Annotated in this window: 22 protein-coding genes; 5 read left to right on the top strand and 17 right to left on the bottom strand. The window is 73.9% G+C overall.

What is annotated here, in order from left to right; all coding sequences use genetic code 11:
- Positions 1–108 precede the first annotated feature (108 nt).
- The 8 genes from AB0D32_RS12330 to AB0D32_RS12295 form a co-directional block, all read right to left on the bottom strand.
- Positions 109–1,338 carry a trypsin-like peptidase domain-containing protein gene (locus AB0D32_RS12330; protein ID WP_357088381.1) on the bottom strand — a complete coding sequence of 410 codons (1,230 nt, stop codon included), beginning with the start codon at positions 1,336–1,338 and terminating at the stop codon, positions 109–111.
- 279 nt (positions 1,339–1,617) lie between these two features.
- A complete protein-coding gene (gene mnhG, locus AB0D32_RS12325) occupies positions 1,618–1,980 on the bottom strand; it encodes a monovalent cation/H(+) antiporter subunit G (RefSeq protein ID WP_357088378.1) in 363 nt (120 codons plus the stop codon).
- Positions 1,977–2,240 carry a monovalent cation/H+ antiporter complex subunit F gene (locus tag AB0D32_RS12320; protein ID WP_350920563.1) on the bottom strand — a complete coding sequence of 88 codons (264 nt, stop codon included), beginning with the start codon at positions 2,238–2,240 and terminating at the stop codon, positions 1,977–1,979. The genes mnhG and AB0D32_RS12320 overlap by 4 nt, the downstream gene beginning before the upstream one ends.
- Entirely contained in the window at positions 2,237–2,863 is a 627-nt protein-coding gene (locus tag AB0D32_RS12315) for a Na+/H+ antiporter subunit E (protein ID WP_357088375.1), read from the bottom strand. Before AB0D32_RS12315 ends, AB0D32_RS12320 begins: the two co-directional genes overlap by 4 nt.
- Entirely contained in the window at positions 2,860–4,440 is a 1,581-nt protein-coding gene (locus AB0D32_RS12310) for a Na+/H+ antiporter subunit D (RefSeq protein WP_357088372.1), read from the bottom strand. The genes AB0D32_RS12315 and AB0D32_RS12310 overlap by 4 nt, the downstream gene beginning before the upstream one ends.
- A complete protein-coding gene (locus AB0D32_RS12305; RefSeq protein ID WP_357088369.1) occupies positions 4,437–4,916 on the bottom strand; it encodes a Na(+)/H(+) antiporter subunit C in 480 nt (159 codons plus the stop codon). Before AB0D32_RS12305 ends, AB0D32_RS12310 begins: the two co-directional genes overlap by 4 nt.
- Positions 4,913–7,750: a Na+/H+ antiporter subunit A gene (locus AB0D32_RS12300; protein WP_357088367.1), complete on the bottom strand. Its 2,838-nt coding sequence runs from the start codon at positions 7,748–7,750 to the stop codon at positions 4,913–4,915. The genes AB0D32_RS12305 and AB0D32_RS12300 overlap by 4 nt, the downstream gene beginning before the upstream one ends.
- Before the next feature lie 122 nt (positions 7,751–7,872).
- Positions 7,873–8,352, bottom strand: a complete 480-nt coding sequence (locus AB0D32_RS12295) for a TrkA C-terminal domain-containing protein (RefSeq protein ID WP_357088364.1) — start codon at positions 8,350–8,352, stop codon at positions 7,873–7,875.
- Between the two features lie 146 nt (positions 8,353–8,498).
- Between AB0D32_RS12295 and AB0D32_RS12290 the strand changes: the two genes are divergently transcribed.
- Entirely contained in the window at positions 8,499–9,482 is a 984-nt protein-coding gene (locus AB0D32_RS12290; protein WP_357088360.1) for a hypothetical protein, read from the top strand.
- Between the two features lie 33 nt (positions 9,483–9,515).
- Here AB0D32_RS12290 and AB0D32_RS12285 read toward each other — a convergent pair whose 3' ends face one another.
- Positions 9,516–11,123, bottom strand: coding sequence for an amidohydrolase (locus AB0D32_RS12285; protein WP_357088357.1), 1,608 nt, complete (start codon positions 11,121–11,123; stop codon positions 9,516–9,518).
- Positions 11,124–11,324: 201 nt separating this feature from the next.
- Between AB0D32_RS12285 and AB0D32_RS12280 the strand changes: the two genes are divergently transcribed.
- The 4 genes from AB0D32_RS12280 (at position 11,325) to AB0D32_RS12265 (ending at position 15,685) form a co-directional block, all read left to right on the top strand.
- Positions 11,325–11,894 carry a sigma-70 family RNA polymerase sigma factor gene (locus AB0D32_RS12280; RefSeq protein ID WP_357088355.1) on the top strand — a complete coding sequence of 190 codons (570 nt, stop codon included), beginning with the start codon at positions 11,325–11,327 and terminating at the stop codon, positions 11,892–11,894.
- 88 nt (positions 11,895–11,982) lie between these two features.
- The gene (locus tag AB0D32_RS12275; RefSeq protein WP_357088352.1) at positions 11,983–12,738 is read left to right on the top strand and encodes a zf-HC2 domain-containing protein; all 756 of its coding nucleotides are present in this window, start codon (positions 11,983–11,985) and stop codon (positions 12,736–12,738) included.
- Positions 12,739–12,816: 78 nt separating this feature from the next.
- Positions 12,817–13,452: a copper resistance CopC family protein gene (locus AB0D32_RS12270; protein ID WP_357088349.1), complete on the top strand. Its 636-nt coding sequence runs from the start codon at positions 12,817–12,819 to the stop codon at positions 13,450–13,452.
- 112 nt (positions 13,453–13,564) lie between these two features.
- Complete coding sequence (locus AB0D32_RS12265) at positions 13,565–15,685, top strand: bifunctional copper resistance protein CopD/cytochrome c oxidase assembly protein (protein WP_357088346.1); 2,121 nt, start codon at positions 13,565–13,567, stop codon at positions 15,683–15,685.
- A 31-nt stretch (positions 15,686–15,716) separates the two neighbouring features.
- On the opposite strand, the gene AB0D32_RS12260 is transcribed toward AB0D32_RS12265, so the two are convergent.
- The 8 genes from AB0D32_RS12260 to AB0D32_RS12225 all read right to left on the bottom strand — a co-directional run bounded on the left by AB0D32_RS12260 (position 15,717) and on the right by AB0D32_RS12225 (position 24,754).
- A complete protein-coding gene (locus tag AB0D32_RS12260; RefSeq protein WP_357088343.1) occupies positions 15,717–16,382 on the bottom strand; it encodes an ATP-binding cassette domain-containing protein in 666 nt (221 codons plus the stop codon).
- Complete coding sequence (locus tag AB0D32_RS12255) at positions 16,379–17,395, bottom strand: ABC transporter ATP-binding protein (protein WP_357088340.1); 1,017 nt, start codon at positions 17,393–17,395, stop codon at positions 16,379–16,381. The genes AB0D32_RS12260 and AB0D32_RS12255 overlap by 4 nt, the downstream gene beginning before the upstream one ends.
- Positions 17,392–18,261 carry an ABC transporter permease gene (locus AB0D32_RS12250; protein ID WP_357088336.1) on the bottom strand — a complete coding sequence of 290 codons (870 nt, stop codon included), beginning with the start codon at positions 18,259–18,261 and terminating at the stop codon, positions 17,392–17,394. The genes AB0D32_RS12255 and AB0D32_RS12250 overlap by 4 nt, the downstream gene beginning before the upstream one ends.
- Positions 18,254–19,324, bottom strand: a complete 1,071-nt coding sequence (locus AB0D32_RS12245) for an ABC transporter permease (RefSeq protein ID WP_357088333.1) — start codon at positions 19,322–19,324, stop codon at positions 18,254–18,256. Before AB0D32_RS12245 ends, AB0D32_RS12250 begins: the two co-directional genes overlap by 8 nt.
- Positions 19,291–20,886, bottom strand: a complete 1,596-nt coding sequence (locus AB0D32_RS12240) for an ABC transporter substrate-binding protein (RefSeq protein ID WP_357088330.1) — start codon at positions 20,884–20,886, stop codon at positions 19,291–19,293. Before AB0D32_RS12240 ends, AB0D32_RS12245 begins: the two co-directional genes overlap by 34 nt.
- Positions 20,887–21,201: 315 nt before the next feature.
- Entirely contained in the window at positions 21,202–21,960 is a 759-nt protein-coding gene (locus AB0D32_RS12235) for an SRPBCC domain-containing protein (RefSeq protein WP_357088327.1), read from the bottom strand.
- 1 nt (position 21,961) lies between these two features.
- A complete protein-coding gene (locus AB0D32_RS12230) occupies positions 21,962–22,570 on the bottom strand; it encodes a helix-turn-helix domain-containing protein (RefSeq protein WP_357088324.1) in 609 nt (202 codons plus the stop codon).
- A 69-nt stretch (positions 22,571–22,639) separates the two neighbouring features.
- A complete protein-coding gene (locus AB0D32_RS12225) occupies positions 22,640–24,754 on the bottom strand; it encodes a heavy metal translocating P-type ATPase (protein ID WP_357088319.1) in 2,115 nt (704 codons plus the stop codon).
- Positions 24,755–24,800: the final 46 nt, after the last annotated feature.

Raw genomic sequence — 24,800 nt, 5'->3', positions numbered from 1 at the left:
ATGATCTCCGACAGGCTAGCGGCGCGCGTCACGTCGTATCAAGGGCATGGCACGACGGACCGCCGGGGCGTGGTGCGCGCCCCGACGGCCCGTCGTCGTCAGCGGTCGTCAGCCGTTGTCGATCAGGCTGGCGATCTCGTTGTAGATCAGGTGTGCCTTCGCACCCTGGTTCGACGGGCAGCCGCCGAGGTGGTGCAGGGCGATCACCCGGTGGCTGGCGTTCAGCACCGGCGAGCCCGAGTTACCGCCGGAGGTGTCGCAGCTGTAGCTGATGTTCCAGGTGTTGTAGTTCGCGTTCTTGACGGTGCACGTCGCACCGTTCTGGGTGTCCTCGAAGATCGACAGTCGCTTCGGGCTGCCGTCGCCGTGCCCCGGGATGTACATCCGCGTGCCGGTGGTGGTGGCGGTGGTCGCCAGGTAAAGCGTGCCGAAGCTCTGGATGCTGGCGAAGTTGTTCACCGAGTAGAGGGTGTAGTCCAGCTGGCTGGAGCCGCCGCTGCTCACCTTGTAGAGGGTCGCGCCGCTCACCTTGGTGCCGGCGCCGGGGTTCGCGCCGCCACAGGTGGCGCACTGGTAGTTGAACTGCATCTCGCTGCCGCTGACCGCGGCCTGCGTCGAGAAGCAGTGCTTGTTGGTCAGCATGCGGTTGGTGTTGCCGATCCGCCAGGTGGTGCACATCCCACCGCCGCTGATCAGCAGCCGCGCCACCGCGTTGCCGCGGGCGTACTCGGTGGGGTGGCTGCTCTGGTAGCAGACCGCGTCGCGGCGGGCGTCAGTGCTGCACACGGACTGCGTGGAGAAGTTGTGCTGCGTGATCTCCGTGCTGTCGTAGCCGCGCCAGAACCGGTCGATGGTCGCGACGCTGCCACGGGAGGGGCGGCTGCTGTGCAACGTCACCACCGCGGTGTCGCCCTCCACCGACATCGCCCAGAAGCCCGGCTGCCCGTCGGTGGTGTAGTCGGAGCCGGTCGCCCGGTTGAGGTAGCGGTCGTACCGGTGGCTCTCCCGGCCGTCGGGGCTCGACACGGTCACGTAGTCGCCGTGGGCCAGTCGCAGTGCGCTGAAGTGCACCTTGACGTACGTCGCGCCGGGGTGCCGGATGACCTGCGTACGGCCGTTTCGGGCGTAGGACAGCGAGCCGTCGACGGTACGGAGTTCACCGACCGTGGTGACGCCCTCCGCCGAGAACTGGTCCGATTCGGGTGCCCGCTCGGAGTGTGGTGCGAGAGGTTGGACCGCGTACGCCTCGGCGGCGGGTACCGACAGCAGACTCAGCCCGAGTGTGCAGGCGCCGAGCGCGACCGCCGCCGTTCGCAGGCGGCGTAGGGCATGTTTCATCGTCGCTCCTCCCCAGGAAAACAGCAGCCAGAGTGCTTTCAGCCTTCATACACGAACCAATCGAGACATGCAAGAATGTCGATGTCTTGCGATCTACGAAGGCAGGTCGGATCCACGATCCGCGACGGTGTCCGTCGGCGGAGGATCCACACGCGGACCGCTGTCGAGCTGATGTCGCAGACGATTCACCGCCGTCTGGCGCCACCGCGGCCCAGACCCTGATGTCACAGACGACTCAGCTGGTGCTTCGGGTCGGTCTCCGGTCGGACCGGTGCCGGGTCAGGACCGGCTGGAGCTGATCCGGTCCAGGTCGGGCGCGAGCTCGTCGGTGATCAGCAGGTCGCGGCGGATGTCGGCGTACGGGTAGCCGGCCCGGCCCACCATGTGCGCCGCGACGGGCGCGGTGGCGAGTTGGAAGGTGCCGACGAGCACGAGAGTGGTGATGTCCACGCCGGTACGCAGGCGCAGCGCGCAGCCGAGCAGCACGAGCAGCAGGCCGAGCACCTGCGGCTTGGCCGCCGCGTGCATCCGGGCGAGCAGGTCGGGGAAGCGCACCAGCGCCGCACCGGCGGCGACACAGAGCAGCGCGCCGGCGATCAGGCAGACGGCGGCGATGACATCGAGGACGGCGTCGAGCGTCACTTGTCGTTCCTCCGGGCCGCGAACCGGGCGACGCTGACGGATCCCACGAACCCGAGGATGGCGAGGACGACCAGCACGGGCAGGGCGGTGGCGTCGCGGCTGTAGGCGGCCTCGGTGGCGATGGCGGCGACGACGACGGCGAGCAGGACGTCGGTGGCGACGGCACGGTCGAGGATGGACGGACCGCGGATGATGCGGACGAGGGTCAGTCCGACGGCCACGGCGAGCAGCACGGCGACGGTCACGGCGACGACGGTCATCTGGGTGCCCCTTCCGGGTGGGCCGGCTCCGGCGCGCCGGCGGGGTCGGGTTGCGTCACGCGGCGCAGTTCGTCGGGCGAGCCGATGGCGGCGACGATCCGCGCTTCGAGGTCCAGTACGCCCTGCCGGAACCGCTCCACCTCGGCGCGGTCGCGGACGCCGATGACGTGCACGTAGAGGGTGCCGGTCGCCCGGTCGGCCTCGATGATGAGGCTGCCGGGCACCAGGGACAGCGCCTCGGCGGTCAGCGTGAGGTTGAGGTCGGTGTTGACCCGCAGCGGCACGGCGATGATCGCGCTGAGCGGGGGGTGCCCGAACCGCACCGCCAGCCGGGCGATCTGGGCGGAGGCAACCACGAGGTCCCGCAGGAAACGCACCCAGAACCGCGCGAGCGGCACGGGGCGGATCCGCCCGCCGAAGGTCACCGGCGGCAGCGGGAACACGGCCAGCAGCACGGCGGAGAGCACCAGCCCGCTGAACAGGTTGGCCCAGGTGAAGGTGCCCCACAGCAGCACCCAGACGCTGGTCAGCCCGGTCACGGCGATGATCCGGTTGCGTCGGCGGGACTGGCGGGTCAGCGGCGGGTTCGTCGGCCGCGCCTGGATCGCCGGGTCGCTGGTCACGGGGCACCTCCCGGGAACACGGCCTCGACGTACGGGGTCCGGCGCAGCAGGTCGTCGGCGGCGTCGGTGCTGATGTCGAACAGCGGCCCGGCCACCACGGTCAGCGCCAGGCCGAGCACCACCAGGGCGGCGGTCGACCCGATCATCAGCCGGGGCAGCACGGCACCCGAGGACGCCTCGGGGGACGGTTCCCGGTCTGGCTGCTCGGCGCCGTCGGTGCGGGCGGCCCGGACGGTGTCGCCGGCGTCTGGCATGTCCGGGTGCGGGGCACGCCAGAAGGCCAGGTTCCACACGCGGGCGATGGCGTAGAGGGTGAGCAGGCTGGTGAGCAGCCCGCCGGCGACGAGCGTCCAGGCGAGTGGGCCGCCGTCGTCCACGCCGGCCTGGACGAGGCCGAGCTTGCCGAGGAAGCCGGAGAACGGTGGGATGCCGGCGAGGTTGAGCGCCGGGACGAAGAACAGCACGGCCAGCAGCGGCGAGAGTCTGGCCAGCCCGCCGAGCCGGTCCAGGGCGGTGCTCCCGCCGCGGCGTTCGACGAGCCCGGCGGCGAGGAACAGGGTCGTCTGGATGGTGATGTGGTGCACCACGTAGAAGATCGCCGCGGACAGCCCGAGGGAGGTGCTCAGGCCGACGCCGAACAGCATGTAGCCGATGTGGCTGATGAGGGTGAACGACAGCAGCCGTTTGACGTCGGACTGGGCGACCGCGCCGAGGATGCCCACCACCATGGTCAGCGCCGCCACCACCAGCAGCAGGTCGGCGGTGCGGCCACCGGGGAACAGCAGCGTCTCGGTACGGATGATCGCGTACACGCCGACCTTGGTGAGCAGGCCGGCGAAGACCGCGGTGACCGGGGCCGGGGCGGTCGGATAGCTGTCCGGCAGCCAGGCCGACAGCGGGAACACGGCCGCCTTGATGCCGAAGGCGAGCAGCAGCATCCCCTGCAGGACCAGCCGCAGGTCGTCCGGCAGCGCGTCGAGCCGGTCGACGAGCTGGGCCAGGTTGAGCGTGCCGGTCGCCGCGTAGACCAGGCCGATCGCGACCAGGAAGATCAGCGACGACAGCAGGCTGACCACGACGTACGTGGTGCCGGCCCGGATCCGGGTCTCGGTGCTGCCCAGGGTCAGCAGCACGTAGCTGGCCACCAGCAGGATCTCGAAGCCGACGTAGAGGTTGAACAGGTCACCGGAGAGGAACGCGTTGCACACGCCGGCGGTCAGCACGAGGTAGGTCGGGTGGTAGACCGACAGCGGCGTCTCCTCGTTGCCGTCGGCCGTGCCCTGCCCGATCGAGTAGACCAGCACGCAGAGCGTGACGGCGGCGGAGACGACGAGCATCAGCGCGGCGAGCTGGTCGGCGACCAGGACGATGCCCAGCGGCGCGACCCAGCCGCCGACCTCGACGACCATCGGCCCGTCGACGGAGGAGAGGAACAGCAGCGTGGCCGCCACGGCGACGGTGGCGGAGAGGACGGTGAGGCTGACCCAGCGCTGGGCGCGGGGCCGGGCGACGAGCATCAGCGTCAGGGCCGCGCCGAGCAGCGGCATCACCACCGGCAGGGGTACGAGCCAGGTCATCGGCCCCTCCCCGCGTCGCCGGCCGGGCTCGCCGTCCGGTCGTCGGCGGGCACGGTGACCGGGTCGCCGTCACCGTCGCCGTCACCGTTGTCGTTGTCGGCGGTGCCCGGGCCCTCGTCCCGGTCGGCCAGCTCCATGATGCGGCGGTCCTCGACGTCGTCCTGCACCTCGTCGTGCCCGTTGAGGTGCCAGCTGCGGTACGCCAGGGCGAGCAGGAACGCGGTCATGCCGAGGGTGATGACGATCGCGGTCAGCACCATGGCCTGGGGCAACGGGTCGCTCATGTCGCCCTCGGCGGTGGTGCCGACGATCGGCGGGCCGCCCGCCCGGCCGCCGGTGAGCAGCAGGAGGTTGGCGCCGTTGCCGAGGAGGATGACGCCCATCAGCACCCGGGTGAGGCTGCGTTCCAGCAGCAGCGTCACCCCGGCGGCGAAGAGCACACCGACCACGAGGACGTAGGTCAGGTTCGGGTTCACACCAGCTCCTTCGTCCGGTCGTCGGCCTGTTCTGTCTCCTGCTGGTCGGTCTCCTGCTGGCGGTCCATCTCCGCGCCCAGGCTGCGCAGGATGTCCAGGACCAGGCCGACCACGATGAGGTAGACGCCGACGTCGAAGAAGGCCGACGTGACGAAGTGGATGTGGCCGAGGACCGGCACGTAGAAGTCCAGCAGGGCGCTCTGGAGGAACTCCCCGCCCAGCAGCATCGCGGCGAGGCCCGTGCCGATGGCGACGAACAGCCCGGCGCCGAGCACCCTGCCGGCGTCGACCGGGGCGGCCCCGTTGAGCTCGGTGCGCCCGCCCGCCAGGTAGCGGACGGCCAGCGCGAGCCCGGCGACCAGCCCGGCGGCGAAGCCTCCGCCCGGGGCGTTGTGCCCGGAGAAGAGCAGGTATATCGAGAAGAGCACGATGGCGTGGAACAGCAGCCGGGTGACGACCTGGAGGATGACCGACTGCTGGCGGGTGGTGGCGCCGGTGGTCAGCCAGCGGGGTCGTACCGATTCGGTGTGGCCTACGCCGGGGATGCCTTTGCGCAGGTCGAGGTTCCGGGACTGGCGGAAGATGAGGCTGGCCACGCCCGTGGCGGCGACCACCAGGACGGCGATCTCGCCCATGGTGTCCCAGGCGCGGATGTCCACCAGGGTCACGTTGACGATGTTCTTGCCGCCGCCGTAGGAGACGGCCGCGTCGGGGAAGTCGACGGAGATCGGGGTGGCCACCCGCGCGCCGGCCGCGACGTACGCCATGCCGGCGGTGACCACGCCCACGGCGACGCCGAGCGCGATGCGACCGCGCCGGCTGGCCCGTATGGGCCGCTCGGAGAACTTGGCCGGCAGGTGGCGCAGCACCAGCACGAACATGACGATCGTGACGGTCTCCACCAGGAACTGGGTGAGGGCCAGGTCCGGGGCGCCGTGCAGGATGAACAGCAGAGCGGTGCCGTAGCCGGCGACGCCGACCAGGATCATCGCGGTGAGTCGGCGCCGAGCGCGGGCGGCAGCCACGGCGGCCACGATCACCACCGCGGCGGCGACGGCCTGCAACGGGGTGTCCCACAACTGGAACCGCTGCGGCCAGGGGAACCCGGCCAGCAGCGCCCCACCCGGCAAGGCGATCAGCACCAGCAGGATGACGCCGAGGTAGAACGGGAGGGATCCGCGCTGGGTGGCGCCGGTCAGCTCCACCGCCAGCCGGTCCACCCCGCCGATGAGCCGGTCGTAGACCGCCGCTCCGTCGAAGGGCAGGCGCACCGCCGGGCCCAGCCGGCCCCGGTGGCGCAGGAGGAACAGCCCGACGCCGGCGGCGACCGCCAGCGCCGACAGGCCCAGCGCCAGGGTCAGCCCGTGCCAGAGCGCGAGGTGATAGCCCGGCTCGGCGGTCGGGTAGAGGTCCGCGTACGGGGCGAGGAACCTGTCGACGGCGGGCGAGAAGACCCCCACCGCCAGGCCTGCGGCGGCGAGCACGACGGCCGGCGCGAGGAAGGGCCACCCGACCGGCCGGGCCTGGGTGGCGGGCACGTCTCCTTTGGTGGCGAACGCGCCCCAGACGAAACGCAGCGTGTACGCCACGGTCAGCGCCGAGCCGAGCATCATGCCGGCGAGCACCGCCAGGTCGGCTGCGCCGCCGTGCAGGAACGCCTCGACCGCCGCCTCCTTGGCGACGAACCCGGCCAGCGGCGGCAGGCCGGCCATGGAGGCCGCCGCGAGGCAGGCCACCACCGCGAGGGCCGGCGCCCGACGCCCGAGGCCGCTGAGTTCTCGCAGGTCACGGGTGCCAGCGGCATGGTCGACGATCCCGACGACGAGGAACAGGGTGGACTTGAACAGCGCGTGGGCCAGCACCATCGCCACACCGGCCAGCGCCGTGTCGCGGGTGCCGGCGCCGAGGACCACCATCAGCAGGCCGAGCTGGCTGACCGTGCCGTAGGCCAGCAGCAGCTTCAGGTCGACCTGCCGCAGCGCCGCCCACCCGCCGAGGAACAGGGTGATCAGCCCGCCGGCGAGGAGCACCGGTCGCCACGGTGTGGCGCCGGCCACGGCCGGTCCCATCAGCGCGACGAGGAACACCCCGGCTTTGACCATCGCCGCGGCGTGCAGGTAGGCGCTGACCGGGGTGGGCGCGGCCATCGCGCCGGGCAGCCAGAAGCTGAACGGGAAGATCGCCGACTTGCTCAGCGCGCCGAGCAGGATCAGCACCAGGGCCACGGTCAGGTAGCCGCCGCCGGGCAGGTCGGTGGCGATCTCCGACCAGCGGTACGTGCCGGCGTGCTGGCCGAGCATGACGAACCCGGCGAGCATCGCCAGGCCGCCCAGGGTGGTCACCAGCAGCGCCTGCATGGCGGCGCGCCGGCTGGCCCGCCGGGTCGGGTCGCTGCCGATCAGCAGGTACGAGAGGACGGTCGTCAGTTCCCAGAACACGTACAGCAGCAGCAGGTCGTCGGAGACCACCAGGCCGAGCATCGCCCCGGCGAAGGCGACGAAGACCGCCGCGAAACGGCCCAGGCCCGGGTCGTCGGAGCGGAAGTAGCGGGCGCTGTAGGCGAGCACCAACGCCCCGACCCCGCCGACGAGCACCACCATCAGCCATGCCAGGGTGCCCATCCGCAGGGCGACCTCCAGCCCGAGCTGGGGAACCCAGGTGACCGTCTCGACGACCGGGGTGCCGGAGCGGACCGTCTCGGCGCGGGTGAGCGCCCAGCCCAGGGTGGCCGCGGGGGCGAGGGCCACCAGGTAGAGAGCGCGTCGCCCCCAGATACGTATCAGTCCCGGGGCGATCACGGCTGCGAGCGCATGGATCGCCACCAGAACCAGCACATACCCTCCCAAGAGTTCGACAGCCGGTCAGCCAACCCTAACCGGTAAGGAGCGGATCCGCCTAGTGCCGATACCGGCCCGGCAGGGTGTCCCGCGTCGGTGGACGGTGCGACGACCGGTTGTCAGCCACCCGCGAGGAGGTCCGCGGCGGCCGAGGTCGCGGCCTCGGTGCCCGCGACCACGACCTCGTCACCGGCGTGCAGGACGAACTCGTCGCCGGGGGTCGGGACCACCGTGCCGTCACGGACGACCGCGAGCAGCGCCAGGGACTGTCTGGCCAGGCCGGTGGCGACGAAGGTCCGCCCCCCGGCCGGCGAGTTGACGCTGACCGGTATCCGCACCACGGAGACGCCGGGCAGCCGCCGCTCCAGCTCGGCGACGTGGTCCACCGTCACCGCCTCGTCCAGCACGGCGGCGACCGCCTGCGCCTCGCCCTTCGCCAGGACCAGGGTGTGCAGCGCCGTGTCCGGGTCCTGCGGGTGGTAGACGACGAGGTCACGCTGACCGTTGACGTGCGAGATGACGGCGGCCTGCTGGCCCCTGGCGGTCGTGAAGCGCTGGCAGACACCGATTCCGGCCATGACCGTACGTTCGAACCGCATGGCCGACCTCCCGTCGCTCGCGTACCTCCTGCCTATCATGATCAGGAGACGATCGCCCACCTTCCGGCTACCCTTGGCGACCTGGTGAACAGGGCGTACGGCGCGCCCCGGAGCCTGCCGGGGGCACCGGCTATCGAAGACGACGGATGGGCGGGACGATGCGGATCGGGGCGCTGGTGTCGACCCGGGCCGCCCTCGCCGGCGCGACGGGCAACGCCCTCGTGATGGGCGTCGCCGAGGTGAGCACACCGCTCGGCTGGGTGCTGCTTCCCGGGCTGCTCGGCGTGTCCAGCCGCCCCCGGGTGGCCGCGCTGGTCTCCGCCTGGGCGGCCGTTCTGCTCGCGGCGTCCGTGGTCGTTCCCGTCGTACCCGGGCACCGCGCCGAGCCCTGGGCGCTCGGCGCCTCGGTGGCGAGCCTGGCCGCCGTACCGCTGCTGGCCTGGACCCGGCGACGTCGCGAGGAGCGCGCGGTCGCCCGCGTGCCCGCGCCGCGCGACGTCGCCGTGTTCGCCATGCCCGCCGGCACGGAACGCGCCGCACTGGCCGTCTGCCGCACTCCCGGGGAGGTCGCCGCGGCGGTACCGCTCCGGCGGGGCGGCCTGCGCGTCCTCGTCGGCGTGGCGCACGGGGCCACCCTGGCCCGGCCCGAGCACACCCGGGCCCTGGAGTCGACCTTCCACACCGAGTCCCGGCGCGGCGGACGGTCGCTGCCACGGATCGCCGACGCCCTCGACCGCCTCGTGCGGGAGGTCTCCCCGGGCGGATACCTCGCCGCCACCCTGGTCGAGGTCTCCGGAGACGGGAGCGTCACCCTGCTGCGCCGCGGCGGCCCGGACGTCACCGTGCACGACGGGGACGGGACGCGGCCCGGGGGCCTGCCCGACGCGGGCCCGATCGGCCTGGCGGAGGTGACGACGAGCGTGGCGCGGGCACCGGCGGGTGCCCGGCGGCTGGCGATCACCCCGCCCGTCGACAGGTCCGCCCACACCGCCGGGTCGCGCCGGCTGCCCGACGAGGCGCTGCGACTGTCGCGTCCCGTGGACGCCGTGGTCGCGCTGACCCGACGCCCCGGCGGCGGTCGCCGGACCGGCCCGGCGCTGGTGGTCGACCTGCCACCCGAGCGGCCCTGACCGCCCGCCCCGCCCCGCTCGGCGACTACAGGATCAGCGCTGCCAGCGCACGACCCCGCCGACCACGGTGAGCGCCACCGTGAGATCGCGCAGGTCCGCCGGCTCGACCCGGTACGGGTCGACGGGCAGCGCGATGAAGTCCGCGAGCATCCCGGGGGTCAGCCGCCCCTTCAGGTGCTCCTCGTAGGAGGCGTACGCGCCGGCCTCGGTGAAGCAGCGCAGCGCCGTGTCGAGGTCGACCCGCTCGTGCGGGTCCACGCCACCGGGCGGGGTGCCGTCGGGCTGCTGCCGGGTCACCGCGGCGTGGATACCGAAGAACGGATCGGGGTCCTCCACCGGGGCGTCCGAGCCGAACGCCACCGTCGCGCCGGCGTCCAGCAGGCTGCGCCAGGCGTACGAGGCGAGGTCCCGGCCGGCGAGCATCCTGCTGGTCAGGGGGATGTCGCTGGTGCAGTGGGTGGGCTGCATCGAGGCGGTCACGCCCAGCCGGGCGAGCAGCGACACGTCCGCCGGCCGCAGGTGCTGGGTGTGTTCGATCCGGTGCCGCAGCCGCCGTACCGCCCCGGCGACGGTCGGGTTGGTGCGCGCCGACTCCTGCCAGCGTGCGTACGCCTCCAGCACCATCTGGTTCGCCGCGTCGCCGATGGCGTGCGCCGCGACGGCGATGCCGGCCCCGGCCGCCTTCGCCACCAGCCGCCCGAACTCCTCCGCCGGGGTGACCGCGATGCCGTGGTTGCCCGGCTCGCCGTCGTACGGTTCGGTCATCAGGCAGGTGTGCGAGCCGAGCGCCCCGTCGGTGAAGATCTTGACCGGTCCGGTGCTCAGCCAGCGGTCCCCGTCGCCGGTCGCCCAGCCCCGGTCGATCACCTCGTCCAACGCGGTCGACGGGATCGACTTGTGCACCCGCAGCGGCAGCTCCCCCTGGGCGTACAGGGTCTCGTAGGCGGCCCGGCAGTCCTGCCCGTCGAGGTCGTGGATGCTGGTGAGGCCGACGGAGAGCAGCCGGGGCAGGTGGGTACGCAACTGCGTCACCAGGTCACCGGCGAGCGAGGTGCGCATCATGTCGTAGGCCGCGTCCCCCGCCGCCTCCCGCAGGATGCCGGTCGGCTCGCCGCGTTCGTCGCGGACGATCTGCCCGCCGACCGGATCGGGGGTGTCGGCGTCGATGCCGAGCCGCCGGAGTGCGGCGCTGTTGACCCAGGTGGTGTGCCCGTCGATGGTGGGCAGCACGGCGGGCCGGTCCGGGCAGACCCGGTCCAGGTCGGCCCGGGTCGGCTGCACCGGCCGGTCCCACTTGTGGCTGTCCCAGCGCCCGCCGAAGAGCCAGGCGTCGGGCGGCAGGGTGGCGGCGTGCCGCCCGATCCGCGTCAGGGCCTCGTCGAGGCTGGTCGTGCCGCGCAGGTCCACCTGCTCCAGACCGCGCACGTAGAGCGCCGAGTGGAGGTGGCTGTCGATCAGCCCGGGCAGCACGGTCATCCCGCCGAGGTCGACCCGGCGTGCCCCGCCGCCGGCACGGTCCCGGCACTCGTCGAGGTTTCCGACGGCGACGATCCGCTCGCCGCGCACCAGCATCGCCTCGGCGTGTGGGCGGGCGGGGTCGAGGGTGTGGATCTGGGCGTTCTCGAAAACCGTAGCGGTCATGGGCTGCCTGCTTCGACGGTCGGTCGGGGGCCACCATGCTAGACAGCTCGGGGCGGCGGGCACAGGGGCACCCGTCCGGGTGGTGCCGGCGGTGGGCCCCCGCTGGGCCGGTCGCGGTACGCTATCGGACAGTCACTACTACAATCTGTCGTGATTGTCGTCGGGCGACCGCCCCCAGGCGGCCCGACTCGGAGGTGCCGGATGGCTGACGACGACGCGGAGCTCACCGCGTGGGCGCTGGCCGGGGGCCAGGGCGACCGGGCCGCCGCCGCCGCGCTCGTCCGGGCGACCCAGCAGCAGGTCCGCCGCTTCCTCGCCGCGTTGGTCTCGCCCCGCGAGGCGGACGACCTGACGCAGGAGACCTTCCTGCGGGCGATGCGGTCGTTGCCGTCGTACGCCGGACGCTCCTCGATCCGGACGTGGCTGCTCGCCATCGCCCGCCGGGTCGCGGCGGACCACGTCCGCACCGTGACGTCCCGGCCCCGCACGGTGCCGATGCCGGACAGGTACGACGCCCCCGACCCGGCCCACAGCGGCTTCGACCGGCAGGTGATGCTCGAACGCCTCATCGCGGCGTTGCCCACGGACCGGCGGGAGGCGTTCGTCGCCACCCAGGTTCTCGGCCTGTCCTACGCCGAGGCCGCGCAGGTGTGCGGCTGCCCGGTGGGCACCATCCGCTCCCGGGTGGCCCGGGCCCGGGAAGATCTCGTCGCCGCCGTGCGCAGCCGGCCCGAACCGGACGCGCGCCGGGGCGGCAACGCCACCGGCTGAGCCACGCTCCCCCGCTGACCTGCGCGAAGACGCTGTCCCGGCAAAACTGCGCGGGAACCAACGACGCCTCCGGACCGACTACCGGTACATGGGGTGTGAGCAGTGGCGTGAGGTGCTGTCAGCGCAGTTGGACGGGGAGGAGACCGCCGCCGAGCGGACGGCGGTGGCGGCCCACCTGGCCGAGTGCGGCGGCTGCCGGACGTGGTACGACCAGGCGACGGCGGTGACCCGTCGGGCCCGGCTGTCGATCGCCGTCACCGGTGACGACCTCACCGACGCCATCCTCGACGCCCTGCCCGCGCCGATCCCGCGCCGCCGGCGGGAGCGGGGCGCGCTCACCCTGCGGGCGGCGCTGGGTCTGATCGGCGCGCTGCAACTCGTGCTGGGCCTGGCGCAGATCGGACGCGGCACCGCGAGCACGCACGTGCACGCGGCGACCGGCGGCCTGGCGTCTGGGCACCTGTGGCACGAGTCGGCGGCATGGAACGTCGCCGTGGGCGCGGGCTTCCTGTTCGTCGCGGCCCGGCGCACACCCCCGACCGGGCTGGTGCCGATGCTGACCGCCTTCGTCGGCATGCTGGCGCTGCTGTCGGTCAACGACCTGCTGACCGGCCAGGTGGAAACCACCCGGCTGGTCAGCCACGGCTTCCTGCTCGCGGGCTACGTCATCGTCGTCGCCCTGTCCCGCCGGAAGCTACGTCCCGACGGCCCGACGCGGCGCAGCCGTCCGGACGAACCCCGTTGGAGCCTTCCCGCCGACGAACCCGCGGAGTCGCCGGGGTTGCGGCTGCTCCCGTCGCCGTATCCCGGCTCCGCGCGCGCCTCCGACCGCCGCGCGGCCTGACCGGTTCCTCCCCGACCAGTGGCGTCCCGCCGAGCGGGACCTGCTCGACCGATCACCTCAACAGGAGAAGCACCAGACATGCACACCCGGTTCCGCCGTCCGACCGCCGCGGCCCTCGGCGCCGCCCTGCTGGCCGCCGCCGCGCTGCTGCTCGTACCGGCCGCCCCCGCCGCCGCGCACAACACGCTGCGCGCCGCCAGCCCCGCCGACGGCGCCCGCCTGTCGACGCCGCCGACGCGGATCACGCTGGAGTTCGCGCAGCGGCTCGACCCGACCTTCACCACCATCGCGCTGACCGACGCCGACCGGCGGAAGGTCCCCACCGGGGCACCGGCCGTCGACGGCACGAAGGGCACGGTGACGATCGACGAGACGCTGGGCGGGGGCACCTACACCGTCGCCTACCGGATCGTCTCCGCCGACGGGCATCCCGTGCAGGGGTCGTACCGGTTCGTCGTCGCCGGCGGGGTCGGCGCCGCTCCCGAAACCACCGGGGCGAGCACCGCCCCGCCGGCCGGCGGGGCGCCCGCGGCGGCCAGCCCCACCGCCGCCGCTGCTGCCGCTACCGACTCCGGGGCCGCTCCCTCGGCCGCCGCGGCGACCGACTCGGGCGGCTTCGGGGCGGGCGCCACCGTGCTGGTGGCCGCCGGGGTCCTGGTCGCCGTCGTCGGCGGGGCGGCGCTGCTGCTACGCCGACGCCGCCGGACCCCCTGACGGGCAGCGCCCCGGCACCGACGTCGGGGGCGGTCGTCGGCCGATCCCCGTGACACGCACCGCCACCTCTCCCACCGCACCACGCCCTCCTCGTACACCAAGGGACACCGACGTGCCAGACACCGCATCGCGCCCTGCCCACCCCGCCCGGGGCCCGGGCGCCGACCCCGTGCCGGCGACGGCGGTGGAGGACGCCGGGCGGGGTCCGGGCACGCCGGTCGCCCGTTCCGGGGCCCGGGGTCCCGGCGCGTGGCTCGTGCCCGTCGCGGTCGTGGCGTCGGCGGTGGCCGTGCTCCTGCTCGGCCTGCGTGCCGGCGGCGCGCTCGCGGTCGCGATCCCCGGGTTGCCGGACCCGGGGCCGGTCACGACGTGGGCGCTGCCCGTGGTCCGGCTGCTCGCCGACGGCCTCGCCACCGTGACGATCGGGATGGTGGTGACGGCGGCGTTCCTGCTACCCGGCGACGGGCGGAGCGTCTCCCCGTACGGCTGGCTGCTGCTGCGCCGCGCGGGCGTGATGGCCGCGGGCTGGGCGGTGGCGGCGCTGGCGCTGATCGTGCTGACGGTCTCGGACCTGCTCGGCGTCCCCGTGGACGGGCTCGGCGTCGCCACCGTGGTCAGCTTCGCGTCCTCGATCGCGCAGGGGCAGGCACTGCTGCTCCAGGCGGGGCTGGCGCTGCTGGTGGCGGTGCTGGCCCGGGTCGGGGTGTCGCGTGGGCTCGCCGCCGTGGCCGCACTGGTCGCACTGGTCGGGGTGCTGCCGCCGGCGTTCACCGGGCACGCCGCCGGCGCGGGCAACCACCAGATCGCGGTGTCGAGCCTCGCCCTGCACGTGCTGGCCGCCGCCCTCTGGGTCGGCGGGCTGGTGGCGCTGCTGATGATCCGTCGCAGCCGGCAGCTGGCCGACGCCGCCGACCGGTACAGCCGCCTTGCCCTGGGCTGTTTCGTCGCCGTCGCGGTGAGCGGTACGGCCAGCGCCGCCGTACGCCTCGGCGCGGTGGCCGAGCTCTGGCAGTCCCGGTACGGCTGGCTGGTCCTCGGCAAGCTCGCCGCCCTGGTGGTCCTGGGCGTCCTCGGTGCCGTGCACCGGTCTCGGACCCTGCCGGCCCTGCGCGCGGGCCGACGCGGCGCGTTCGCCCGGCTGGCCGTCGGGGAGCTGGTCGTGTTCGCCGCCACCGTCGGGCTGGCGGTGGCGTTGTCCCGCAGCCCCACCCCGGTGACGCAGGACCCGCTCGACGCCGATCCGGTCACCGAGCTGCTCGGCTTCCCGATGCCCGCCGCGCCGACCCCGGAACGCCTGGTGGGCCAGCTGCTGCCGGACATGTTCTTCCTGACCCTCACCGTCCTCGGCGTCGGCGGCTACCTGGTCGGGGTGTGGCGGCTGCACCGGGCCGGGCACCGCTGGCCGGTCGCCCGGACCGCCAGTTGGCTGGCCGGCCTGCTGCTGCTGGCCGCCTTCACCAACCTGGGCGTGGCCCGCTACGCGTACGTGCTGTTCAGCGCCCACATGGTGCAGCACATGGTGCTGTCGATGCTGGTGCCGATCCTGCTCGTCGGCGGCGCCCCGGTCACCCTCGCGCTGCGCGCCCTGCGTCGCCCCAAGGATCCGCAGGTCCGGGGCGCCCGGGAGTGGCTGCTGCTGGTGTTGCACAGCCGGCCCGCGAAGCTGCTCACCCATCCCCTGGTCGCACTGGGCATCTACGCTGGCAGCCTCTTCGGCCTCTATCTGAGCGACCTGCTCGGCACGCTGATGCGCTCCCACCTCGGCCACCTGGCCATGCTCGTCCACTTCGTGGTCGCCGGGTACCTGCTGTTCTGGGTGCTCATCGGGGTCGACCCCGGCCGGCCGAAGATCTCCCACCCCCTCCTGGTGATCATCCATCTCGCGTCGATGATGGCGCACGGCTTCTTCGGCCTCGTCCTGATGCAGACCACCACCCTCATCGCCCCGGACTGGTATCTCGCCGTCCACCCCGACTGGGCGTCGTCGCTGATCGAGGACCAGAGGTTGGGCGCCGGGATCGCGTGGGCCTTCGGTGAGATTCCGGCCGCGGTCGTCCTGGTCGTGCTGGTCCGCCAGTGGATCCGCGCCGACGGGCGGGAACAGGCCCGCCTCGACCGGGCCGCCGCCCGCGCGGAGGCCACCGGCGAGCCGGACGACCTGGCCCGCTACAACGCCTTCCTCGCCGCCGCCAGCGGCACCGACCGCACCGACCGCACCGGCTCCGGCGGGTGATGGTCCGCCGGCGACAACGGTGGACGGTCGGTCAGGACGACGGCGGCAGGTCGACCACCCGGGTCGCCCAGCGGGTCATCAGCGCCGGGTCGTGGGTGATGAGCAGGACCCCGGCCGCGTGCTGCCGTTGGTAGTCGGTGATGACGGCCGCGAGATGCGCCTGGGTGGAGGCGTCGAGCATGGCGGTGGCCTCGTCGCAGAGCAGGTAGTCCGGCCGGTGCACCAGCGCGCGGGCCAGGCAGGCGCGTTGCAGTTGCCCGTCGCTGACCGCGTGCGGGCGGCGGGCGAGCAGGTCGGGTGTGAGGCCGACGAGGTCGGCCAGCTCCGCCGCCCGGGCCCGCGCCTGCTCGGCGGGTGTGCCGGTGGCGCGCAGCGGTTCGGCGATGATGTCGGCGAGGCCCAGCCGGGGGTCGGTGGCGGCGCGGGGGCTCTGGAACAGGATCGCGACACGGGTACGGACGGCGGCGGGCAGCCGGTGCCGGGCGCCCGCGACCCGGTGGCCGTCGAGGCTGACGTGCCCGGCCTCGGGGGCGTGCAGCAGGGCCAGGACCCGGGCGAGGGTGGACTTGCCGCTGCCCGAGGGCCCGCGCAGCCCGACCGTCTCGCCGGGGGCGACACGCAGGTCGACGCCGTCGAGGACGCGCCGGCCGCCGTAGGAGACCGCGATCTGGTGGGCGGCGAGCGCGGTGCTGGTCATGCCGGCGCTCCGAGGGTCAGCGGGTGGTGGCAGGCGACCCGGCCCGGGGTGCCGGCGGTGGGGGCGGGCGGGGTGCGGCAGATGTCGGTGGCGCGTTCGCAGCGTGGGGCGAAGGCACAACCGTCCGGCAGGTCGGTGAGCATCGGCGGGTGGCCGGGGACCGGCCGGAAGGCCCGCTCGGGCAGGGCGTCGAGCAGGCCGGCGGTGTAGGGGTGGGCGGGCGCCGCGAACAGTTCGGCGGTGGGCCCCCGTTCGACGATCCGGCTGGCGTACATGACGGCGACGGTGTCGGCGACCCGGCGGGCGGCAGCCAGGTCGTGCGTGATGAGCAGGACGGCGCCGCCGGCGTCGCAGCGACGGCGCAGCAGGTCGAGGGTGTGGTCGACCAGGGGACGGTCGAGGCCGGTGGTCGGCTCGTCGGCGAGCAGCAGCGGCGGGTCGGGGGCAAGGGCGAGGGCGGTGGCCAGGCGCTGGGCCATGCCGCCGGACAGCTCGTGGGGATAGCGGTCGAGGTCGGCGGGGTCGAGACCGACGTCGGCGGCGACCCGCTCGGCCGCCGCGGGCGCCTCGCGCCGGGTGCGCCCGTGGGCGCGCAGGGTCTCCTCCAGCAGCCGCCGCCCCGTCCGTACGGGGGTCAGCGCGGTGGCGGGGCTCTGCGGCACCAGCCCGACCCGGCGTCCGCGTACGGCGCGGGCGAGGTGGCGCTCGGAGGCGCCGACCAGGTCGACCCGTTCCCCGGTGGGCGGGCGCAGGTGGGCGTGGCCCGTGACGGTGGCGTTGCCGGGGAGCAGGCCCAGCAGGGCGTGGGCGAGCACCGACTTGCCGCAGCCGGACTCCCCCACCACCGCCAGCAGTTCGCCCGGGTGGACGGTCAGGTGCAGGTCGGTGACGGCCTGCACCACGGCGTCGCGGAGCTGGAAGCGGACGGTCAGCCCGTCGACCTCCAGCAGACCGGGACGACCATCGGTGGCGGTGCCGGCGGGGGCGGCGGAGGGCTCGCGGGTGGCGGTCACAGGTTCAGCTCCGCTCGTACGCGCGGGTCGAGGCGGTCGCGCCACCGGCCGGTGAGGGCGGCCAGGGCCAGCGTGACGACGACGAGGAGCAGGCCGGGCACGATGCTGGCCCACCAGGCGCCGGTGAGCAGGGACCGCTGCCCGTCGTTGATCATGTTGCCGATCGAGGCCAGGTGCGGGGGCAGGCCGAGGCCGAGGAAGGACAGCGCGGTCTCGTGCCAGACGGCGTGCGGCACCATCAGCGTCGTGGCCAGCGCCAACCGGGGCAGCACGTGCGGGAGCAGGTGCCGGAGGATCACCCGGGGACGGCTGGCGCCGCCGGAGATCGCGGCGTCGATGAACGGCCGGTTGCGCAGGCTGAGCAGCTCGGAGCGGACGATGCGGGCGGTGGACAGCCAGTGCGTCAGCCCGATCGAGAGGATCACCGCGCCCAGGCTCGGGCGCAGCATCGCGACGATGAAGATGCCCAGCAGCAGGTGCGGCAACGCCGCGATGGTGTCGACCACCCGCATCAGCACCCGGTCGACCCAGCCGCCGAGGGTGCCGGCCACCGCGCCGACGAGGCCGCCGATCACGGTGGCGACGAGCGCGGCGACCGCCCCGACGAGCAGGGACACGCGCAGGCCGTAGAGGCTGCGGTGGGCCACGTCGCGGCCCAGGTCGTCGGTGCCGGCCGGGTTCACCCAGGAGGGCGCGAGCCGGGTGCGGGCCAGGTCGACGGCGCTCTCGTCGAGCGGCCAGAGGACGGGGGCGAGGAGGCAGGCCAGGCCCGCCCCGACCAGCACGGCCCAGGCGACGGCGGCACCGGCCCGGCCCGTACGCGGTCGGGGCCGCCGGACCCGGACGGGCAGGGAGAGGTCAGTCATCGAGGCGTACCCGGGGATCGGCGGCGGCGTAGGCGAGGTCGGTGGCCAGGTTCGCGGTCAGCACCACGACGGTGGTGGCCAGGGTGGTGGCGGCCAGCAGCGGGAAGTCGCTGCCCAGCGCGCCCTGGACGGTGACCGCGCCGAGACCCGGCAGGGAGAACACGGTCTCCACCAGGACGGCACCGCCGATGATCTCGGGCAGGTGGGTGCCGACGAGGGTCAGGAACGGCAGCAGCGCGGTACGCAGGGCGTGGCCGAACAGGACGGTGCGGCCGGGCAGCCCCCGGGCCCGGGCGGCAAGGACGTGGTCGTCGCGGAGGCTCTCGGCGACGGCGTCCCGGATGAACAGCACGAACCACGGCGTCTGGGCGATCGCCAGCACGCCCACCGGCAGGATCAGGTGTCGGGCCACGTCGGCGGGGTCGGTGCCGGTGGCGGTGATGTCGGTGAGCCCGCCCGCCGGCAGCCACCCGAGGGTGAGGGCGAACACGGCGATCGCGGCCAGCCCGATCCAGAACACCGGCATCGACTGCACCGCGTACGCGGTGGCGCGCAGCGCCCGGTCGAACCAGCCGCCGCGCCGGTACGCGGCCAGCGTGCCCAGCAGCAGGCTCGCCACGAGGACGAGGGCCAGGGCGGCCCCGACGAGCAGCAGGGTCCAGCCGGCGCGGGCGGCCAGCACGGAGGTGACCGGTTCGTGGCGGCTGGTGGACCAGCCCAGGTCGCCCTGGAGCAGGTTGCCCACCCAGCGGAGGTACTGCACCGGCAGCGGGTCGTCGACGCCCCAGTTGGCGCGGATCTGCGCCAGGTTCTCCTCGCTGGTGGTGAACGCCGCCGCGCCCGCGTACTGCTGGGCGGGGTCGATGGGCGAGGCCGCACCGAGGGCGAACATGCCGACGCTGGTGGCGGCGAGGATGGGCACGGCCACCAGCAGCCGCCGGCGCACCACGGCGCCGGCCCCCGCGAGCCGGCGGGACCGCCGGGCGGGAGCCTTGACCGGAGGTGGCGCCGCCACCGGGGCGGGCGTCGTCACGACTTCCTGGTCCAGGTGTGGATGTTCCACCAGAGGCTGTTGGCCACGTCGTGCTCGTGCGGCTCCACCCGCGGGGTCACCCCGACGACCGCGTCCTTCACCACGTAGGTGTGCTCGAGGTAGGCGAGGAAGACCCACGGCATGTCGGTGGCGAGCTGCTTCTGGAACGTGGCGTACGCGGCCTTGCGGGTGGCCGGGTCGGCGTTGGCGCGGCCGTCCTGCAACGCCTTGTCCGCCACCTCGGACCGGTAGGAGCCGGGGTTGAAGAAGCCCTGGCCGGCGAAGGCGGAGCCGAACAGCTTGTAGGTGACGAAGTCCGGGTCGTACGGGGTGCCGTAGCCCATGACGAGCGCGTCGCTCTTCATCCGTGGGGTGATCGCGTCCCAGCTCAGGCCCTCGGGAGTGATCTTGATGCCGACCTTCTTGGCGTCGGCGGTGAACGCGAGGGCGAACTCCTTGCGGAGGCTGTCGGTCGCCGGGTACATGAGCGCGAACGCGGCCTGCCGACCGTCCCGGACCCGGATCCCGTCCGGTCCCGGCTTCCAGCCGGCCGCGTCGAGGGCCGCGGTCGCGGCGGCCGGGTCGGCGGAGGGCTTGCCGACGATGGACGGCTCGGCGAACTCCGACGTCGGCGGGACCGGCCCGAACGCCGGCTCGCCCGCCCCGCCGAGCAGGCCGGTGACCATCGCGGCGCGGTCCATCGCCGCGTTCAGCGCCCGGCGCACCGCGAGGTCGCCGGTGACCGGGTTGCCCATCGGCAGCATCACGCCCCGGTAGTCGGCGGTGGGCACCCGCTGCACCCGGTAGCCGGCCTGCCCGTCGAACCCGGTGGCCAGCTTCGGGGCCAGCTCCGCGACGTCGAACTCCCCCGCCCGCGTCCGCTGCGCGCGTACGTTGTCGTCGGCGACGAACGCCACCACCACGCCGCTGTTGGCGGGCTTGCCACCCCAGTACTTCTCGTTGGCCGCGAGCACGAGCCGGTCGCCCGGGGTCCACGAGGTCACGCGGTACGGGCCGGTGCCCACCGGCTTGCGGTTGAACTCGGCCTTGTTGATGTCCTGCCCGGCCAGCGCCTTCTCCGGCACGATCCCCAGGGCCAGCCGCTGTGCGAAGGGCGCGTAGGCGTACTTGAGGCTGAACACCACGGTCGACGGGTCGGGCGCGGCGACCGAGGCGAGCATGTCCAGGTCGGAGCGGAGCGTGGAGTCGACCTTCGGGTCCAGCACCGCCTGGTAGGTGAAGACCACGTCCTGGGCCGTGAACGGGGTGCCGTCGTGGAACAGCACGCCGTCGCGCAGCTTCGCGGTGACCGTCCGGCCGTCCGCCGACACGGTCGGCAGCTCCCGGGCCAGCGCCGGCACGAGTTGGTTGCGGTCGTCGCGGGCGACCAGCCCGTCGAAGATCAGGGAGCCGCCGTCGACCCCGTAGTTGAGCACCGGGTTCAACGCGTCCGGCTCGCCTCCGGTCGCCACCACGAGGGTGCCGGGACCGCCGGCCCCCGTCGACGTGGTCGTCGGCGACGAGCAGCCGGCCACGGCGAGGACACCGGCGACGGCGATCGCCGTCACGCGCTTGGACACAGGCGTACCCATCACATGCTCCCGGGGCTGTTCTTCCGCACGACGCTGGCCTCACGTCGCCCGGCGTCCTGATCTGGACCGACCGCGCCCGTGGTGGTCCACGGTCACGAGCGGGCGGACGCCCCGACGGTGGTCCTGATCATCGCGCGCCGGGGCACCCTACTGCTGTCGCCAGCATCCCGCAGTTGCCAAGGTTATGCAACAAGCCCTCCGCAGGCCGTGTCGCCCAGGTCACACCCGTTCGCGACGGGACAGCGGCCGGTCGGCGGCGGGTGCCCGGCGGATCGGCCGACGGGCAGGGCGGCCAGCCGGCCCTGCCCGACCCACTCAGCCGACGGGCAGGGCGGTCAGCCAGCCCTGCCAGGCCCGCTCGGCCCGGGCCGGGTCCTGCCCGGCGGCGAAGACGTGGTGGCCGAGGACCAGGGCGTCGCCCCGCTCGGCGCCCGAGTAGAGGAACCGGTAGAGCGCGTCGGCGGTGCGGACACCGACGTAGGTCGGTAGGCCGGCGAGGTCGACGACACCCTCGACCGGCGGCAGGCCGTCGACGGTGAACCGGGCCCGCTCCCCCTCGGCGATCGGGCCGGCGACGCCGAGTGCACCGGCCACGGCCGCCCACACCCGGTCCGCGCCGCCCACGCCAGAACGGAACGCCCAGACCGGGGTCGCCGCCCGACCGGGGAAGTGGGCGAGGTACGCGGCCAGCGTCCCGAGGTACATGTCCCAGCCGACCGCCATCGCCTCGTACTCGGCCTCCCAGTCGTCCCCGAGGACGCCGCTCTGCACGAGCCGCAGGGTCGTGCCGCCCTGGTCACGGCCCTCGATGAGGTATTCCACGGCCATGAAGGTGCCGTCCGGGGCCGGCTCGGTGCGGTCGGCGAGCCGCCTGCCGGGCTCCCACGCGGTGATCGTCGCCTCCTCGACGTGGCCGGCCATCGTCAGGCGGGTCAGGCCGCCCTCGCCCGGCTCGACCTCGCTGCGGCCCATGAACCAGGAGTCGATGCCCGGACCGGTGGAGATGGCCTCCCACACCTGCTCGGGCGTGGCCGCCAGCTCGACGTCCTTGCGCAGCTCGAAGTCGTGTCCCATGTCACTGCTCCTCGTTGGTGGTTGCGGCGTCGGCGTCGGCGCTGGGGTGCAGGGCGACCACCACCCGGTACTCACGGCCGCCGGGGGCGTTCTCGTCGTGGTACTTGCCGACCAGGGCGGTGACGGTGGCCGCCAACTCCTCGGCGAAGGCCGCCCGGTCGCGGGCCGAGGCGAAGCGGACGGTGCCGTCGACGGCGAAGGTCGCCACCCGTTGCTTCGCCCGCTCCGAGCCGGTGATGAGCGCGCCGACGTCCTGCACGAGCCGGGCGGCCAGCGCCAGCAGCCACCGCGCCGACAGCCGGTCCGGCGACTGCGCCGGATCGGGCCGCACGGCGGAGAGGGCCGCCGGCGAGATCACGTACGACGCCGCGGTGGCGCGCATGACCCGCTCGGTGACGTTGCCCTTCCGGCGCTCCTCCACCAACTCGACCAGGCCGTGCTGTTCCAGCGCCCGGAGGTGGTAGTTGACCTTCTGTCGGGGCAGCCCGATACGGGCGGCGAGCATCGTCGCCGAGGCCGGCTCGGCGAGGGCTGCCAGCAGCCGCGCCCGCATCGGGTCCAGCGACACCTCGGCCGCCGCCGGATCCTCGATCACTGCGATCTCGAACATGCCGCCAGCGTCCCACCGACAGATTTTTCTGTCAAGGAAGCTCGATTGGTCGGTGATACCTGCGGCCCCTCAGCCCTCCTGCGGGCGCAGGCGCACCCCGCGCAGCAGTTGGGCGTTGAGCGCCACCACGATCGTCGAGGCGGACATCAGGACCGCGCCGACCGCCGGGCTGAGTGTCACCCCGGCCCAGGCCAGCACGCCCGCGGCCAGCGGAAGGGCCACCACGTTGTAGCCGGCGGCCCAGGCAAGGTTCTGGATCATCTTCCGGTACGAGGCGCGGGACAGCCGGATCACGCCGGTGACCCCGCGCGGGTCGGACGAGGCGAGCACCACCCCGGCGGACTCGATCGCCACGTCGGTGCCGGCGCCGATGGCGATGCCCACGTCGGCGCGGGCCAGCGCGGGGGCGTCGTTCACCCCGTCACCGACCATCGCCACCCGCAGCCCACGCCGTTGCAGGTCGGCCACGGCGTCGTCCTTGTCGGCGGGCAGCACCTCGGCGAAGACCTCGTCGACGCCGGGACGGAAACCGAGGTCGGCGGCGACCGCGTCGGCGACCGGCCGGGCGTCACCGGTGATCATCACGATCTTGCCGACGCCCTGCTGTCGCAACTCGGCGATCGCCTCCCGGGCCTCGGGGCGCACCTGGTCCTCCAGCGCGAGAGCGCCGAGCACGGTGGCCGTGTCGCCGTCGAGACGCAGCAGGTGCAGCACCGCCGCGCCCCGACGCGACCAGTCGGCCTGCCGGTCGGCCAGGTCGTCCGGCGCCTCTGCGCCCAACTCGCGGAGCAGGGCGGGACCGCCGACGGCGTACGCCGTGCCGTCGACCTCGGCGCGGACGCCGCGCCCGGTCAGCGAGCGGAACCCCGTCGCCCGCCGGGCCACGCCGCGCTCGGCCCCGGCGGCCACGATGGCCCGGGCGAGCGGATGCTCGCTGTCCGCCTCCACCGCCGCCGCCAGGGCGAGCACGTCGTCCTCGCTGCCGCCGCCGGTGGCCGCCACCCCCGACACCACGTGCTCGCCCCGCGTCAGGGTGCCGGTCTTGTCGAACAGGACCGCGTCGACCGTACGCATCCGCTCCAGCGCCAGCCGGTCCTTGACCAGGATCCCGCCCTTGGCCGCCACGGCGGTCGACAGCGCGATCACCAACGGGATGGCCAGGCCCAGCGCGTGCGGGCAGGCGATCACCAGGACGGTGACGGTACGCACCACGGCCTCGTCCGGGTCGCCGAGCACGGCCCAGGTCACCAGGGTCGCCAGCGCCCCCACGGTCGCGATGTAGAACAGCCAGGCGGCGAACCGGTCGGCGAGCACCTGCGCGCGACCGCTGGACTGCTGGGCCTGGGCGACCAGGCGCTGGATGCCGGCCAGCGCGGTGTCCTCGCCGACCGCCTCGACCCGCACCCTGATCGCCGCGTCGGTGGCGACCGTGCCGGCGACCACCCGGTCACCGACGCCGCGGGAGACCGGCCGCGACTCGCCGGTGACCATGGACTCGTCCAGTTCGGCGTCGCCCTCGGTGATGCGGCCGTCGGCCGGTACCCGGGCGCCCGGCCGGACCAGCACCAGGTCGTCGACCCGCAGGTCCGTCACGGACACCCGCTCGACCCCGCCGTCGGCGGTCACCCGTTCGGCGTCGTCGGGCAGCAGCGCCGCCAGGGCGGACAGCGCGCCCTGCGCCTGGCCGATGGCCTTCATCTCCTGCCAGTGCCCGAGCAGCATGATCGTGACCAGGGCCGCGAGCTCCCACCAGAAGTCCAGGTCGAAGGCGCCGAGCGCGGTGGCCGCCGAGGCGACGTACGCCACCGTGATGGCCATCGCGATCAGCAGCATCATGCCGGGCGCCCGGTCGCGCACCTCCCGCACCGCGCCGACCAGGAACGGCCAGCCGCCGTAGAGGAAGACCACCGTGCCGAGGACCGGGCCGACCCACGCCATCCCCGGGAACTCCAGCCGGTAGCCGAACCAGTCCATCACCATCTCGCTGGTCAGGACGATCGGCACGGTCAGCACCAGGCTCAGCCAGAACTTCCGGCGGAACTCCTCCGGGTCGTGCCCGGCGTGCTTGTCGTGGCCGCCATGCCCGCCCTCGTCGTGGGCGTGCTCTCCGGCGGGCGGCGGCTCACCCGGCGCCGGCTCGGGCGGCCGGTGGTCGCCGTGCTCGTGGTGCGGGCTCTGGGACATCTCCGCCTCCTCCCCGTCACCATATACCCCCTATGGGTATTCGAAG

This window comes from Micromonospora sp. NPDC048170 (genome assembly GCF_040652795.1).
In the GTDB taxonomy this organism is placed as follows: Bacteria; Actinomycetota; Actinomycetes; order Mycobacteriales; family Micromonosporaceae; genus Micromonospora.
The sequence above is the reverse complement of the archived record's forward strand: the minus strand, read 5'-3'. Positions and strand labels throughout refer to the sequence as shown.

What these genes read in the sequence shown, in the direction of transcription:
- AB0D32_RS12330 (WP_357088381.1), bottom strand. Translation starts at nt 1,338, where the DNA reads ATGAAACATGCCCTACGCCGCCTGCGAACGGCGGCGGTCGCGCTCGGC.
- AB0D32_RS12320 (WP_350920563.1), bottom strand. Translation starts at nt 2,240, where the DNA reads ATGACCGTCGTCGCCGTGACCGTCGCCGTGCTGCTCGCCGTGGCCGTC.
- AB0D32_RS12310 (WP_357088372.1), bottom strand. Translation starts at nt 4,440, where the DNA reads ATGACCTGGCTCGTACCCCTGCCGGTGGTGATGCCGCTGCTCGGCGCG.
- AB0D32_RS12295 (WP_357088364.1), bottom strand. Translation starts at nt 8,352, where the DNA reads ATGCGGTTCGAACGTACGGTCATGGCCGGAATCGGTGTCTGCCAGCGC.
- AB0D32_RS12290 (WP_357088360.1), top strand. Translation starts at nt 8,499, where the DNA reads ATGGGCGGGACGATGCGGATCGGGGCGCTGGTGTCGACCCGGGCCGCC.
- AB0D32_RS12285 (WP_357088357.1), bottom strand. Translation starts at nt 11,123, where the DNA reads ATGACCGCTACGGTTTTCGAGAACGCCCAGATCCACACCCTCGACCCC.
- AB0D32_RS12280 (WP_357088355.1), top strand. Translation starts at nt 11,325, where the DNA reads ATGGCTGACGACGACGCGGAGCTCACCGCGTGGGCGCTGGCCGGGGGC.
- AB0D32_RS12275 (WP_357088352.1), top strand. Translation starts at nt 11,983, where the DNA reads ATGGGGTGTGAGCAGTGGCGTGAGGTGCTGTCAGCGCAGTTGGACGGG.
- AB0D32_RS12270 (WP_357088349.1), top strand. Translation starts at nt 12,817, where the DNA reads ATGCACACCCGGTTCCGCCGTCCGACCGCCGCGGCCCTCGGCGCCGCC.
- AB0D32_RS12260 (WP_357088343.1), bottom strand. Translation starts at nt 16,382, where the DNA reads ATGACCAGCACCGCGCTCGCCGCCCACCAGATCGCGGTCTCCTACGGC.
- AB0D32_RS12250 (WP_357088336.1), bottom strand. Translation starts at nt 18,261, where the DNA reads ATGACTGACCTCTCCCTGCCCGTCCGGGTCCGGCGGCCCCGACCGCGT.
- AB0D32_RS12240 (WP_357088330.1), bottom strand. Translation starts at nt 20,886, where the DNA reads ATGGGTACGCCTGTGTCCAAGCGCGTGACGGCGATCGCCGTCGCCGGT.
- AB0D32_RS12235 (WP_357088327.1), bottom strand. Translation starts at nt 21,960, where the DNA reads ATGGGACACGACTTCGAGCTGCGCAAGGACGTCGAGCTGGCGGCCACG.
- AB0D32_RS12230 (WP_357088324.1), bottom strand. Translation starts at nt 22,570, where the DNA reads ATGTTCGAGATCGCAGTGATCGAGGATCCGGCGGCGGCCGAGGTGTCG.
- AB0D32_RS12225 (WP_357088319.1), bottom strand. Translation starts at nt 24,754, where the DNA reads ATGTCCCAGAGCCCGCACCACGAGCACGGCGACCACCGGCCGCCCGAG.